General features: G+C 69.5%; 16 protein-coding genes. 1 reads left to right on the forward strand and 15 read right to left on the reverse strand.

Annotated features, from left to right (window positions below; all coding sequences use genetic code 11):
- Positions 1-124: 124 nt before the first annotated feature.
- The 15 genes from BIV01_RS18085 to BIV01_RS18155 form a co-directional block, all read right to left on the reverse strand.
- Positions 125-946, reverse strand: coding sequence for a PP2C family protein-serine/threonine phosphatase (locus BIV01_RS18085; protein ID WP_070416284.1), 822 nt, complete (start codon positions 944-946; stop codon positions 125-127).
- A 3-nt stretch (positions 947-949) separates the two neighbouring features.
- Entirely contained in the window at positions 950-1,858 is a 909-nt protein-coding gene (locus tag BIV01_RS18090; RefSeq protein ID WP_071303750.1) for a hypothetical protein, read from the reverse strand.
- Positions 1,859-1,912: 54 nt separating this feature from the next.
- Positions 1,913-2,431 carry a hypothetical protein gene (locus BIV01_RS18095; protein ID WP_071303751.1) on the reverse strand — a complete coding sequence of 173 codons (519 nt, stop codon included), beginning with the start codon at positions 2,429-2,431 and terminating at the stop codon, positions 1,913-1,915.
- A gap of 148 nt (positions 2,432-2,579) precedes the next feature.
- A complete protein-coding gene (locus BIV01_RS18100; protein ID WP_139199565.1) occupies positions 2,580-3,353 on the reverse strand; it encodes a YaaA family protein in 774 nt (257 codons plus the stop codon).
- Positions 3,350-3,613, reverse strand: a complete 264-nt coding sequence (locus BIV01_RS18105; RefSeq protein WP_022905458.1) for a F0F1 ATP synthase subunit epsilon — start codon at positions 3,611-3,613, stop codon at positions 3,350-3,352. The genes BIV01_RS18100 and BIV01_RS18105 overlap by 4 nt, the downstream gene beginning before the upstream one ends.
- A 1-nt stretch (position 3,614) precedes the next feature.
- The gene (gene atpD / locus BIV01_RS18110; protein ID WP_022905457.1) at positions 3,615-5,069 is read right to left on the reverse strand and encodes a F0F1 ATP synthase subunit beta; all 1,455 of its coding nucleotides are present in this window, start codon (positions 5,067-5,069) and stop codon (positions 3,615-3,617) included.
- A 47-nt stretch (positions 5,070-5,116) separates the two neighbouring features.
- Positions 5,117-6,019 carry a F0F1 ATP synthase subunit gamma gene (locus BIV01_RS18115; protein WP_070416288.1) on the reverse strand — a complete coding sequence of 301 codons (903 nt, stop codon included), beginning with the start codon at positions 6,017-6,019 and terminating at the stop codon, positions 5,117-5,119.
- Entirely contained in the window at positions 6,020-7,648 is a 1,629-nt protein-coding gene (atpA, locus tag BIV01_RS18120) for a F0F1 ATP synthase subunit alpha (protein ID WP_071303753.1), read from the reverse strand.
- A gap of 107 nt (positions 7,649-7,755) precedes the next feature.
- Entirely contained in the window at positions 7,756-8,550 is a 795-nt protein-coding gene (locus BIV01_RS18125; RefSeq protein WP_071303754.1) for a F0F1 ATP synthase subunit delta, read from the reverse strand.
- A 2-nt stretch (positions 8,551-8,552) separates the two neighbouring features.
- Positions 8,553-9,116, reverse strand: coding sequence for a F0F1 ATP synthase subunit B (locus BIV01_RS18130; RefSeq protein ID WP_070416291.1), 564 nt, complete (start codon positions 9,114-9,116; stop codon positions 8,553-8,555).
- A 9-nt stretch (positions 9,117-9,125) separates the two neighbouring features.
- A complete protein-coding gene (gene atpE, locus BIV01_RS18135) occupies positions 9,126-9,362 on the reverse strand; it encodes an ATP synthase F0 subunit C (protein ID WP_022907197.1) in 237 nt (78 codons plus the stop codon).
- 67 nt (positions 9,363-9,429) lie between these two features.
- A complete protein-coding gene (gene atpB, locus BIV01_RS18140) occupies positions 9,430-10,290 on the reverse strand; it encodes a F0F1 ATP synthase subunit A (protein ID WP_374115161.1) in 861 nt (286 codons plus the stop codon).
- A gap of 104 nt (positions 10,291-10,394) precedes the next feature.
- Positions 10,395-10,874: a hypothetical protein gene (locus BIV01_RS18145; protein ID WP_229085036.1), complete on the reverse strand. Its 480-nt coding sequence runs from the start codon at positions 10,872-10,874 to the stop codon at positions 10,395-10,397.
- The gene (locus BIV01_RS18150) at positions 10,871-12,097 is read right to left on the reverse strand and encodes an MraY family glycosyltransferase (RefSeq protein WP_070416293.1); all 1,227 of its coding nucleotides are present in this window, start codon (positions 12,095-12,097) and stop codon (positions 10,871-10,873) included. The genes BIV01_RS18145 and BIV01_RS18150 overlap by 4 nt, the downstream gene beginning before the upstream one ends.
- Positions 12,094-12,768: an L-threonylcarbamoyladenylate synthase gene (locus tag BIV01_RS18155; RefSeq protein ID WP_070416294.1), complete on the reverse strand. Its 675-nt coding sequence runs from the start codon at positions 12,766-12,768 to the stop codon at positions 12,094-12,096. Before BIV01_RS18155 ends, BIV01_RS18150 begins: the two co-directional genes overlap by 4 nt.
- 37 nt (positions 12,769-12,805) lie before the next feature.
- Here BIV01_RS18155 and BIV01_RS18160 point away from each other — a divergent pair, with 37 nt between their 5' ends.
- Complete coding sequence (locus BIV01_RS18160; RefSeq protein WP_229085037.1) at positions 12,806-13,498, forward strand: HAD family hydrolase; 693 nt, start codon at positions 12,806-12,808, stop codon at positions 13,496-13,498.
- The last annotated feature ends 1 nt before the right edge of the window (position 13,499 follow it).

Genomic DNA, 13,499 nt, shown 5'->3' on the forward strand with positions numbered 1-13,499 from the left:
CCTCCTCCCCGGCCGAGCGGCCAGCTCTCTCGTCACGGCCATGCCATTGTACGAACCGTGGGTGACCGACATTCCGCACACTGCGCGCAGCCCGAGGTCACCCGTCCCCCAGTTCGGGGGGCACTCAGTGCCGCGGCAGCGTGTCCTCCACGTCGCCGTCGTCCGGGGCGTCGTCCACCTGGAGGACGACGACCGTCACGTTGTCCCGACCGCCCGCGACGACCGCGTCGCCCACCAGACGCTCGGCGAGGTCCTGCGCCGCCGGCACGCGTGCGGCGATCCGGGCGATCCCGGCGTCGCCGAGTTCCTTGGTGAGCCCGTCCGAGCACACGATGTACCGGTCCCCCGCACGGAGCGGCAGGGTCCACCAGTCCGGCTCCGGCGGCTCGCCGAAGCCCACGGCCCGTGTGATCACGTTGCTGTCCGGGTGCCGCTCGGCGTCCTCGGCGCGGAGGAGGCCGGCGTCGACCATCTCCTGCACGACCGAGTGGTCGACGGTGACGCGTCGGAGGACGCCGCCCTCGATCCGGTAGGTCCGGGAGTCGCCGACGTTGAAGACGAGCGCGGCCGGCTGTCCCTGCGCGGCGACGAGCGCGATGCCGGTGACGGTCGTCCCGGCGCCGATCGCGTTGCCGCCCGCTGCGCGCTCGATGTCGGCGGTGGCGAGCAGGAGCGCCCGCTGGATGGACTGCCGCGTCGTGAACGCGCTCTCCGTCGCCTGCTCGAGGCGGCGGACCACGGCGTCGCTCGCACGGTCGCCCGCGAGGTGGCCGCCCATCCCGTCGGCGACGACGAAGAAGGGCGCCCCGACGATGTAGCTGTCCTCGTTGTGGTCACGGCGCCGACCGACGTCGGTCGCGGCTCCCCACGAGAGCGTCAGGGTGGCGCCGTCGGCACCGGGGACGTCGATGGCGTGCGCAGTCGCTGCTCGGCCGAGTTCGGTCACGTTTCAGGATCGCTCTCTGGGGGTTCGGGGCATGCCGGCGGGTGGGTCGGTCGGCCACGTGGGAAGGGGTGGGAGGTCCCTCGACGACGGTGCGACCCGCAGGTGTGGCGAGAGGACCTCGATCACGTTGCCGTCACCGATCTCGACAACCGTACCCGTCAGCACGACGTTCGACGCACCCGCCGGCATCCGGAACGGCGCCGACCCGGCGGGCCGCACGACGGTCCCGTTGGTGGACCGGAGGTCGTCGACCACGGCGGCTTCGCCCTCGGCGTGCAGCATCACGTGCGACGACGACACCTGGCCGCTCGACGACGGGACGGACACCAGTTCGGGAGCCGGACCGCGCAGGATCCGCGGCAGCGCGGGCCGCCGGCCGACGATGACGGGGTGGTCGAGTCGGATGACGCGGTCGCCGATCCGCACGGACGGCACCCTGGTCGTCGGTGCGGGGACGTCGGACGGGAGGCGCGGCTCGCCCCCGACGCGCGTCCCGCCCTGGGTGGTGGGGTGCGTCCGGTCCCCGACCACGGTGTCGTCGATCGAGCCGCCCTCCGGGCGCGGCGCGCGACCGGGCCGCAGCACCGTGTCGTCGAGGGAACCGGTCGCCGGAGCGGCAGGCGCACCCGGCACGGGCGGCACCGGACGGATCACCGTGTCGTCGATGTCCTGCGCTTCCGAGACGCCTTGCACCACCGGCGCGGGCGGCAACGGCGGCACCGGACGGATCACCGTGTCGTCGACCGAGTCGGTGGCCGGAGCGCCCGGGACTCGGGATGCGTCGGCGACAGGCGGGACCGGACGGATCACGGTGTCGCCCAACAGGTCGTCCACCGACGCGTGCACCGGTTCGTGGGACACGGCGGCGCGGGGTCGACGGACGACCGTGTCGTCGATGTCGTCGTCGCGCACCCGAGCCCTCCAAGCGTGGTCGAGACAACCGTAGACGATCCTGTCCGCCGACCGTCATCCACGGTCCCACGCGGGACCGCTGCCCGCCCGGACCGAGCGCAGCACCAGGCCCGCCAACGGATCGTCCGCCCGGGTGTCGAGGGCGTGCTGCGCCCGCGTCTGTGCCCGCGCGGCGGACCCGAGCGCCCAGGAGCACCACGCTGCGACGGCCAACGCCCCCGCGGCGCCGGCAGCCGAGCCGGCCGACGGGTCCTCCGCACGCCAGTGCCGCCAGGCATCGGCGCACCGGTCGCCGGCAGTCCGGAGTCGCGCCCGGTCCGGCTCGGGACCGAACCCGCACAGCGCCGGCGGTGTCGGGTCGGAGAAGGGGTCGAAGGCGGCCACCGCACGGGGCTCGATCGGCCCGGGCTCGGCGAGGAACCGGATCACCGCGAGCCGGGTCGCCAGTGCTCCGCACGCCGTGACGACGGCGATCGACGCACCACGCGACGACGGTGCGTCGCCGGGCGCGACGAGGGCCGCGCAGGCGGCGGGGAGGGTGACGGCGGCCGCGATCTCGCGCGGGTAGCGCACTGCGGCGTCAGGGTGGCTTCGTGTCGTGACGGGGATCATGCACGTCATCGAAACGCACGCCGCGCCTCCAGGACCCGCCGACGGGGGCACCTGTGGAACGCGACCCGCCCCACCCGTCCTGTGGAGGACGAGCGGGGCGGGACCGGGATCAGACCGTCGCGGGCTCGAGGCTCTCCGCGACGAGGTCCCACGAGCCGTCGTGCTCCTCGAGGACGACACCGTGCGCGCCGGCCCAGTCGAGCAGCTCGGCCGTCGTCGTGACCGCTGCGCCCGTCCGGGCGAGGAGCGCGACCAGGCGACCCTTCGCGGTCTTGTTCCAGTGGTTCAACGCCTTCCGCCGACCGGATCCGTCGACGCTCACGACGCGCGGGACGACCGCGCCGGCGACGGGGCCGAGTTGCCGGTACCCCTCGGAACGCAGGTCGAGCACGAGCCCGTCCGCCGTGTGCGCCGCGAGCACCCGGGCTGCCGGCTCCGGCCAGTGCGACGCGAGCCGGACGGACCCGAGCCGCGAGTCGTGGGACAGCCGGTAGGCGGGGACGAGATCGCCACCGCGGACGGGGCCGAACATCGCGGACTGCACGACCACGTGCTCGAACCACCACGCACGCGTCGCAGCCTCCGCGTCGAGGGAGCCGAGCGGGTCGTAGAGCACACCCGTGTACCGGTCGATCGCCGGCATCGTGCCCGACGTGTCGAGCTCCAGGTTGCGGAACCGCTCTCCGATCGACTTCGGGCCGAGCTTCAGGGCCGTCCGGGCCGAGGACTCCTCGGAACTGACGGAACGGGCCGCGGTGATCACCGCGGCCCGTTCAGCAGCCAGTTCCGGGAACGACAGCGCACGCAGGTCGAGCGTGCGGTCCGTGTCCCCGCCCTCCCGCTTCGTCTCCGAAGGCGGGAGGAGGACGGTCAGTCCGGTCAGGACGCCAGCGCGGCCTGCCGCGCCACGATCGTGACCGTGTCGTGCTCGACCGACAGGAAGCCGTCCTCGGCGTCCGCCGCCACCGTCGAGCCGTCGGCTCGGGTGATGCGGACCTGTCCCTGCGCGAGGGTCGCGAGCAGCGGCTCGTGTCCCGCGAGGATACCGATCTGGCCCTCCGTCGTGCGAGCGACGACCATGGTGGCGTCGCCCGACCAGACCTCGCGGTCGGCCGAGACGACGCTCACGGTGAGTGCCGCCATGTCAGCGGTTCTCCTTCTGGATCTGCGCCCACTTCTCTTCGACGTCGTTGATGCCACCGACGTTGAAGAAGGCCTGCACGGCCACGTGGTCGAACTCGCCGTCGGCGATGGCGCGGAAGGACTCGATGGTGTCCTTCAGCGGGACGGTCGAACCCTCGACGCCCGTGAACTTCTTCGCCATGTACGTGTTCTGCGAGAGGAACTGCTGGATACGACGAGCGCGCTCGACCGTGATCTTGTCCTCTTCGGAGAGCTCGTCGACACCGAGGATGGCGATGATCTCCTGCAGTTCCTTGTTCTTCTGGAGGATCTGCTTGACGCGCGTGGCCGTCTCGTAGTGGTCGGCACCCAGGTAACGGGGGTCCATGATCCGCGAGGTCGACGTCAGCGGGTCGATCGCCGGGTAGAGACCCTGCGAAGCGATCTCACGCGACAGCTCGGTCGTGGCGTCGAGGTGCGCGAACGTGGTCGCCGGCGCCGGGTCGGTGTAGTCGTCAGCCGGCACGTAGATCGCCTGCAGCGAGGTGATCGAGTGACCACGCGTCGAGGTGATGCGCTCCTGGAGCACACCCATCTCGTCGGCGAGGTTGGGCTGGTAGCCCACCGCGGACGGCATGCGGCCGAGCAGCGTGGAGACCTCGGAGCCGGCCTGCGTGAAGCGGAAGATGTTGTCGATGAAGAGGAGCACGTCCTGCTTCTGGACATCGCGGAAGTACTCCGCCATCGTCAGCGCCGACAGGGCCACGCGCAGACGCGTTCCCGGCGGCTCGTCCATCTGGCCGAACACGAGGGCGGTCTTGTCGAAGACGCCCGCCTCTTCCATCTCGCCGATGAGGTCGTTGCCCTCACGGGTGCGCTCGCCGACACCGGCGAACACCGACACACCACCGTGGTCCTGCGCGACGCGCTGGATCATCTCCTGGATGAGGACCGTCTTGCCGACGCCCGCACCACCGAAGAGGCCGATCTTGCCACCCTGCACGTACGGGGTGAGGAGGTCGATCGACTTGATGCCGGTCTCGAACATGGAGGTCTTCGACTCGAGCTGGTCGAAGGCCGGGGCCTTGCGGTGGATCGGCCAGCGCTCGGTGATCTCGAGCTTCTCGTCGGTGTTGAGCACGTTGCCCAGCACGTCGAAGACCTTGCCCTTGGTGACGTCGCCGACGGGGACCGAGATCGGAGCGCCCGAGTCACGGACCTCCTGGCCACGGACCAGACCGTCGGTCGGCTTCAGGGAGATGGCGCGGACGAGGTCGTCGCCGAGGTGCTGCGCGACCTCGAGGCCGATCTCCTGCGACGAGTCACCGATGGTGATGGTCGTGAACAGGAGGTTGTACATCTCGGGGATGGCGTCGTGCGGGAACTCGATGTCGACGACGGGGCCCGTGACACGGGCGATCCGGCCGACACCGGGCGCCGACGACGTCTCGACCGCGGTGGTTGCGGTGTCGGTCATGGCTGGTGCCTTCCTGAGGGTGGGTAACTGTCCGCGAACGACGCGGACTACTTCTTCTTCGACGAGAGGGCGTCGGCGCCGCCGACGATCTCGGAGATCTGCTGGGTGATCTCGGCCTGTCGGGCGTTGTTCGCGAGACGCGTGAAGTCGCGGATGAGCGAGTCGGCGTTGTCGCTCGCCGCCTTCATCGCCTTCTGCCGGGCGGCGTGCTCGGAAGCAGCCGACTGCAGCATGGCGTTGAAGATGCGGCTCTCGATGTAGACCGGGAGCAGCGCGTCGAGCACCGCGTCGGCGTCCGGCTCGAACTCGTAGAGCGGGAGCGGCTCGTCGTTCGACGGTGCCTCGACCCCCTCGACGACCTCGAGCGGGAGCAGCCGGACGACCTGCGGCTCCTGCGTGGCGAGGCTCAGGAAGCGGTTGAAGACGATGTGGATCTCGTCCACGCCACCCTCGGCCGTGTCCTGCAGGAACTTCGCCACGACGGCGTCACCGATCGACTTCGCGGTCGAGAACTCCGGCTGGTCGGTGTTGCCGACCCACTGCTGCTCCGACTCGCGCTCACGGAACGCGAAGTACCCGACGGACTTGCGCCCGACCAGGTAGAACACGACGTCCTTGCCCTCGCTGCGGAGCAGGGAGGCGAGCTCCTCGCCCTGCTTGAGGACGTTCGTGCTGAACGCACCGTTCAGGCCGCGGTCCGACGTGAACAGCACGACGGCTGCACGCGTCGACGACTCCGGCTCGGTGGTCAGCACGTGGTCGACGTTCGAGAACGTCGCCACGGCCGACACCGCACGCGTCACGGCCCGCGAGTACGGACCCGACGCGGCCATGCGGGCCTGCGCCTTCTGGATCCGCGACGCCGAGATCAACTCCATCGCGCGAGTGACCTTCTTCGTGGTCTTCGCGGACTTGATTCGCTGTCGGTAGACCCGGACCTGCGCTGCCATCTAGCGACGACCCTTGACGATCTGCTCCTGGTCGACGTCGTCGACCGAGGCGGCCTCGAACTGCTCGGACCCGAGCGTCTTGCCGTCGCTCGTCTGGAAGCTCTTGGAGAACTCGTCGATCTGCTTGGTCATCTCGGCGACGGTGTCGTCGCTGAGCTGGTTCGTCTCGCGGAGCGTCGTCAGGACGTCCGAGTTGCGACGCAGGTGGTCGAGCAGCTCCGACTCGAAGCGCAGGACGTCGGCCACGGGGACCTCGTCGAGCTTGCCGTTCGTGCCGGCCCAGATCGAGACGACCTGCTCCTCGACCGGGTACGGCGAGTACTGCGGCTGCTTGAGGAGCTCGGTCAGACGGGCACCGCGCTCCAGCTGACGACGCGACGCCTGGTCGAGGTCGGACGCGAACATCGCGAACGCCTCGAGCGAGCGGTACTGCGCGAGCTCGAGCTTGAGCGTGCCGGAGACCTTCTTGATCGACTTGACCTGCGCGTCACCACCGACGCGGGACACCGAGATGCCCACGTCGACGGCCGGACGCTGGTTCGCGTTGAACAGGTCCGACTGCAGGAAGATCTGGCCGTCGGTGATGGAGATGACGTTGGTCGGGATGTACGCCGAGACGTCGTTCGCCTTCGTCTCGATGATCGGGAGACCCGTCATCGAACCGGCGCCGAGCTCGTCGGACAGCTTCGCGCAACGCTCCAGCAGGCGGGAGTGCAGGTAGAAGACGTCACCCGGGTAGGCCTCACGGCCCGGCGGACGACGCAGGAGGAGCGACACCGCACGGTAGGCCTCGGCCTGCTTCGACAGGTCGTCGAAGATGATCAGGACGTGCTTGCCCTGGTACATCCAGTGCTGGCCGATGGCCGAGCCGGTGTACGGGGCGAGGTACTTGAAGCCGGCCGGGTCGGAGGCCGGGGCGGCGACGATGGTGGTGTACTCCATCGCGCCGGCGTCCTCGAGCGCACCCTTGACGGAGGCGATCGTGGAGCCCTTCTGACCGATGGCGACGTAGATGCAGCGGACCTGCTTGTCCTCGTCGCCCGACTCCCAGTTGGCCTTCTGGTTGATGATCGTGTCGATCGCGATGGCCGTCTTGCCGGTCTGGCGGTCGCCGATGATCAGCTGACGCTGACCGCGGCCGACGGGGATCATCGCGTCGATGGCCTTGATGCCGGTCTGGAGCGGCTCGTGCACCGACTTGCGGGACATGACGCCGGGCGCCTGCAGCTCGAGGGCACGACGACCCTCGGCCGGGATCTCGCCGAGACCGTCGATCGGAGCGCCGAGCGGGTCGACGACGCGACCGAGGAAGCCGTCGCCGACGGGAGCCGAGAGGACCTCGCCCGTGCGGGTGACTTCCTGGCCCTCTTCGACACCGGCGAACTCGCCGAGCACGATGGCGCCGATCTCGTCCTCGTCGAGGTTCTGCGCGAGGCCGAGCGTGCCGTCCTCGAAGCGGATGAGCTCGTTCGCCATGACGCCGGGGAGGCCCTCGACGTGCGCGATGCCGTCGCCGGCGTCGATGACGTGCCCGACCTCGGCCGTGGAGGCCTTCGTCGGCTCGTAGTTCGAGACGAAGTCCTTCAGGGCATCACGGATCTCATCGGGGCTGATGGTGATGTCTGCCATGGGATTTTCCTTGTTGGTTTCCGGGGCCCTTCGGCTCCGAGAGGGTGACGCTGCCTGACTCGGCAGTTCCCGTTGTGGACTTGGGAGGAGCGGCTTCGACGGTACGCCTAGCCGGCGAGCTGGAGCCGGAGCTCCGAGAGCCGCGTGGACACGGTGCCGTCGATGACGTCGCCGCCGATCTGCACCCGGACCCCGCCGACGACCGAGGGGTCGACCACGTGGTTGATGCTGATGCCCTTGCCGTGCTGCTCCGCGAGGGCCCGGGCGACGCGAGCCGCCTGGCCGTCCGTGAGCGGCGTCGCGGTGATGACCGTCGCGACGAGCTTGCCGGCCTGCTCGGCCACGATGCGCGAGGCATCGCGGACGAGTTCACCGATTCGACGACCACGCGGCTGCTGCACGAGGTGCGACAGGATCACGATGGTCTGCTCCGATGCCTTGCCGCCGAGCAGCCGCTCGACGAGGGCGCTCTTCTCCGACGGGCTGCCGAGCTTGGTGCCCAGCGCCAGCTCGAGGTCGGCGTCCGAACGGACGGCGGTCTCGAAGGAGAACAGTTCGGCTTCGATCGGCGTGCCGGACGCTGCCGTGGCGGCGACGGCGCGGATGCCCGCGTCCTCGATGCCGACGAGCAGGTCCTGGTGCGAGGACCAGCGCGAGCCGGCCACCGCGGTCAGGACCGCACGCGTCGCGGCCGACTGGCCGGCGAAGACGCGGTCGAGGACCACCTTCTTGCCGACCGGGTCGGCCGTCGGGTCGGACAGCAGACCGAGCAGCTGCGGCGCACCGGCGATCGCACGCCCTGCGGCGAGGATCTCGGCACCGGCGGCGAGGTCGGCCGCACCGCCGAGGTCGGCGAGCACCGCCCTCGTCGACGCCAGTGCTTCCCTGGTGGCGCTGCGCATGCTCAGCGCTCCCCGGCCGACGATGCCGACGAACCCTGCGAGGCTTCGAGGTCAGCGAGGAACCGGTCCACGACCGCGGTCGACTTGGCGTCGTCCTTGAGCGACTCCCCGATCACGCCGGAGGCGAGGTCGAGGGCGAGGGTGCCCACCTCGGTCCGGAGCGACTGGAGCGCGCTCTGACGCTCGGCCTCGATCTGGGCCTGCGCGTTGGCGGTGATGCGTGCTGCATCGGCCTGCGCCTGCTCGCGGAGCTCGTTGCCGATCGCGTTGGCGTCGGAACGGGCCTGCTCACGGATGCGCGATGCCTCGGCACGGGCCTCGGCGAGCTGCTTGTTGTACTCGTCGAGCGCGGCAGCGGCCTGCTCCTGAGCAGCCTCGGCCTTCTTGATGCCACCCTCGATGGCCTCGGTGCGCTCGTCGAGCATCTTCGTGATCCGCGGGATGATGACCCGCCAGAAGACCAGCAGGATGACGACGAACGCCACCGCGGACCACACGATGTCGTACAGCGGCGGTACGAGGGGATTGTGCGTCTCCTCGGCCGCGATGATGAGTGCGTTCTGCATCGAGAGGCCTTAGTTGGTGAAGATGAAGTACGTCGCGATACCGATGAAGGCGAGTGCCTCGGTGAAGGCGATACCGATGTACATGAGGGTCGTCAGGCGGCCCTGGAGCTCCGGCTGGCGAGCGACGGACTCGATCGTCTTGCCGACGACGATGCCCACGCCGATGGCCGGGCCGATCGCCGCGAGGCCGTAGCCCACGGTCGCGATGTTGCCGGAGATTGCCGCGAGAACGGTCGTTGCGTCCACGTGTTTTCCTTTCAGGATGCGGCCCGGCGGATGCCGTGCCGTATTGGGGGTCAGTTCAGGTCGTTGGTCAGTGCTCGTCAGCCAGCGCGAGCTGGATGTACACAGCGGTCAGGAGCATGAAGACGTACGCCTGCAGCAGCGCGACCAGGATCTCGAAGAAGCTGAACGCGATGCCGAACGCGAGGGTTCCGACTCCGAACGCCTTGAAACCGAGCGAGGCGTCGAAGAAGAAGAACTGCGTGGCAGCGAAGAACAGGACGAGCAGCAGGTGACCGACGACCATGTTCATCAGGAGTCGCAGGGTCAGCGTCACCGGACGGAGCACGAAGGTCGAGACGAGCTCGATCGGCGTCACGATGATGTACAGGTACCACGGGACCCCGGGCGGGAACAGCGAGTTCCGCAGGAAGGTGCCCGGGTGCTTGCGCAGACCCGCGTAGATGAACGCCACGTAGGCGACGATCGCGAGGATCATCGGGTACGCGATGCGGCTGGTGCCCTGCAGGTTGAGCCCCGGGATCAGACCCGTGAGGTTCAGGAACAGCACGGAGAAGAAGATCGTGGCCAGCAGCGGCAGGAACCGCTTGCCGTCCTTCTCACCCAGGTTGTCGAAGGTGTTCCGGCGGACGACGTCGAACGCGTACTCGATGAGCGCCTGGCCGCGGCCGGGGACGAGCTTGAGCGAACGGGTCCCGATGATGCCGATCAGCAGCAGGACCGCGACGGCGATGAACCGGATGATGACGAGTCGGTCGATCTCGAAGGGCGTCCCGGCGAAGAAGATCGCATCCGGGAAGAACTCGTTGATCGACGGACCATGGAACTCGGCGGCCTTGCTGCTCCCCGCCGCAACGGTGTTACCCGCAGCGGTGAGGGACAGGGGAAGAGCGTGGGATAGCAGCGCTGTCTCCTGTGTCGGCGCGCGCACGCATGGCACGCGATGGTGGACGTTGTGGAGGCTCGTCCGCTCCGAGCAATGCTCCGGACGCGGACTCCGAGAAGCCTATCAGGTGCGAGAGGCTTCCCGGGCTCTCAGTTGCGGGGCGCGTCCTTCTCAGGAGACGCGGAGTCTCCGGGAAGGCTGACCCCGATCGGGATCCGGGCCTTCGCGACCGCGACCACGTCGATCACGAGCGAGCCGACGACCCCGACGATGATCGCGATCGCGAGCACCGGGAAGTCCACCCAGGCGCGGTCGCGCAGCAGGACGAGCACGACGATGAACACGACGAACTTGAGCAGCCACGTGCCCATCACGATCCCGAAGAACGCGCCGGAGATCATCTGCCCCTTGGAGACGCGCAGCGCCACCAGCACGCTCACAGCGGTCAGCCCGAGGAACACCACGCTGAGGACGGCTCCGAGCAGGCCACCGGCGAGCCCGGGACCGCCGGCGACGAGCAGTCCGACGACTCCCCCGACGACGGCGAGTCCGACGGCCAGGAGCGCGCCCCAGGTGATGATGCGGCGGAACACCGGCCGGACGTGGTCGAGCGCGTTCGGTGCGGTCACGAGTTGTCTCCTGGGATCGAGCGGTCGTTGGCGGCCCGGTCGAGCGGGTCGAGGCTGGCGTCCACCACGGCGGTGGACCGGGTGGCGACCTGTGCGGCGAACTCGGCGCGTTTGCGGCCGAGCGGGGCGAAGGTGGCGACGGCGCAGACGATGAAGCCGACGGCGACGAAGACGACCACCCAGTACCAGTCCACGAAGAGGAACAGCAGGCAGCCGATCGCCACGGTGGCCGTCCACGCGTAGAAGATGAGCACGGCGTGGAAGTGCGAGTGCCCCATGTCGAGCAGGCGGTGGTGCAGGTGCTTCCGGTCTGCCGAGAACGGCGACTTGCCCGCGCTGAGCCGACGCGTGACCGCGAGCCCGAAGTCGAGGATCGGCACGATGAGGATCGCGAACGGCAGCAGGATCGGGATGAACGCCGGCAGCAGCGCCTGGCGTGTCTGCACCGCAGCCGGGTCGATGTTGCCCGTGACCGAGACCGCGCTGGTGGCCATCAGGAAGCCCACGAGCAGGGCGCCGGCATCCCCCATGAAGAGCTTCGCGGGGTGCCAGTTGAGGATGAGGAAGCCGAAGCAGGCACCGACGAGCACGGCGGTGAGCAGTGACGGCAGGTTGAAGAAGAACTCCGTCTGCACGACCACGCGGTTGATGAAGAACGTGTAGAGGAAGAACACGCCGCCGGCGATGATCGCCACCCCGGCGACGAGTCCGTCGAGGCCGTCGATGAAGTTCACCGCGTTCATGACGAGCACCACCGCCAGCACGGTGAAGATCAGGCTCATGTAGGACGACCCGACCCCGAGCGTGTTGCCGATCGGCAGCGACACGATCGCCACGCCCTGCCAGGCGAGGATCCCCGCGGCGATGATCTGCCCCGCGAGCTTCGTCATCCAGTCGAGGTCCCAGATGTCGTCGGCGACGCCGAGGACCACGATGATGGTCGCTCCCCCGAGCACCGCCAGCACACGACCCGGTTCGGAGAACACCAACCGGAAGTAGTCGGTACCGGCGATCGACGGGAAGAGGAACCACGCCGCGAGCAGGGACACGATGACACCGATGTACATCGCGATGCCGCCGAGCCGGGGCGTCGGCGTGCGGTGCACGTCCCGCTCGCGGACCTTCGGGTACCACTTGTACTTCAGCCCCAGCTTCCAGACGATCCAGCTGACGCAGAAGCTCACCACGGCCGCGATGGCCCCGGCGAGCAGGTAGTACTTCATCCGACGAGGTCGGCTCCGACGACCCTGGTGATCTCCTCGTCCGGGATCACACCGTGGCGGACGATTCGGAGCTTGCCGCCGTCGGAGAGCCCCGTGGCGTCGACGATCGTCGAACCGGTCGACTCCGCGAACCCCTCGTGCGGCTCGAGCGAGCCCCCGTCGAGGTAGACCGCGACGCTGTCGCCGAGCATCGCCTCGGCCTGGTCGGCGTCCATCGCGGCCGGGTCCCCCGTCGTGTTCGCCGAGGACACCGCGAGCGGACCGACCTCCTGCAGGAGTTCGAGCGCGATCCGCGAGTCCGGCATCCGGAGCGCCACGGTGCCCCGTGTCTCGCCGAGGTCCCAGTCGAGGGACGGCTGCGCACGGAGGATCACGGTGAGGCCGCCGGGCCAGAACTCGTCGACGAGGTCGCGCACCTGCTGCGGGATGTCGCTCGCGAGCGCGTCCAGGGTCGGCGGTCCGGGGATGAGCACCGGCGGCGGCGACTGCCGGGTGCGTCCCTTCGCGTCGAGCAGTCGCTGGACGGCGGCCGCGCTGAAGGCGTCCGCGGCCACGCCGTAGACGGTGTCGGTGGGGACCACGACGAGCTCTCCGCGCCCGAGTGCGGCACGTGCGAGCCGCATCCCGGTCAGGAGCCCGTCGGAGTCGGTGCAGTCGTATCGGGATGCCATGACTCGACGATGATAGTGCGACACAATGGGTGGCATCGTGAACGAGTCCCCTGCGCCCCGCCTCCTGTTCCTCTTCGACATGGACGAGGTCCTCGTCCGGTACGACTGGCAGGTGCGGATGGCCGCACTCGCCGAGTTCACCGGGCACGAGTTCGCGGAGCTCCGTCGCCGCTGGTGGGACTGCGGCAACGAGCAGCGCGCCGAGGCCGGCGGGTACGCCGACGGCGACGAGTACCTCGCCGCCTTCGCCGAGGCCATGGGCTGCGACGTCCCCGAGACCGAGTGGGCGCGGATCCGCGGCGCCGCGATGACCGAGCTGCCCGATCGGATCGAGGCGGTGCGCGTCGCGAGCGAGCACGGTCGGGTCGGCCTCCTGACGAACAACGGACCGCTGGCCGGCCGGTGGATCCACCGCTGGGCGCCGTCCCTCGCGCCCGTCTTCGGCGAGCACCTCGACACCACGAGCAACTTCGGGGCGCGCAAGCCCGAGCCCGAGGTCTACCGGCGCGCGCTCGAGCACCACGGCGTGCCCGCCGAGCGCACGTTCTTCGCGGACGACATGCCGATCAACGTCGAGGGCGCGCAGAGCGTCGGCATCCACGCGGTGCTCGTCGAGGAGCACACCGACCTGCGCGAAGCCGTCCTCGCCTTCGTCGCGGAACAGCACGCCGCCGCGCCCGTCGCGGAGCAGCCGGACCGCAGCGCGAACGTCCCATCACGCGTGCGGTAGG

Source organism: Curtobacterium sp. MCBA15_013 (genome assembly GCF_001865095.1).
In the GTDB taxonomy this organism is placed as follows: Bacteria; Actinomycetota; Actinomycetes; order Actinomycetales; family Microbacteriaceae; genus Curtobacterium.

What these genes read in the sequence shown, in the direction of transcription:
- BIV01_RS18130 (WP_070416291.1), bottom strand. Translation starts at nt 9,116, where the DNA reads ATGCAGAACGCACTCATCATCGCGGCCGAGGAGACGCACAATCCCCTC.
- BIV01_RS18125 (WP_071303754.1), bottom strand. Translation starts at nt 8,550, where the DNA reads ATGCGCAGCGCCACCAGGGAAGCACTGGCGTCGACGAGGGCGGTGCTC.
- BIV01_RS18115 (WP_070416288.1), bottom strand. Translation starts at nt 6,019, where the DNA reads ATGGCAGCGCAGGTCCGGGTCTACCGACAGCGAATCAAGTCCGCGAAG.
- BIV01_RS18105 (WP_022905458.1), bottom strand. Translation starts at nt 3,613, where the DNA reads ATGGCGGCACTCACCGTGAGCGTCGTCTCGGCCGACCGCGAGGTCTGG.
- BIV01_RS18155 (WP_070416294.1), bottom strand. Translation starts at nt 12,768, where the DNA reads ATGGCATCCCGATACGACTGCACCGACTCCGACGGGCTCCTGACCGGG.
- atpD (WP_022905457.1), bottom strand. Translation starts at nt 5,069, where the DNA reads ATGACCGACACCGCAACCACCGCGGTCGAGACGTCGTCGGCGCCCGGT.
- atpA (WP_071303753.1), bottom strand. Translation starts at nt 7,648, where the DNA reads ATGGCAGACATCACCATCAGCCCCGATGAGATCCGTGATGCCCTGAAG.
- BIV01_RS18150 (WP_070416293.1), bottom strand. Translation starts at nt 12,097, where the DNA reads ATGAAGTACTACCTGCTCGCCGGGGCCATCGCGGCCGTGGTGAGCTTC.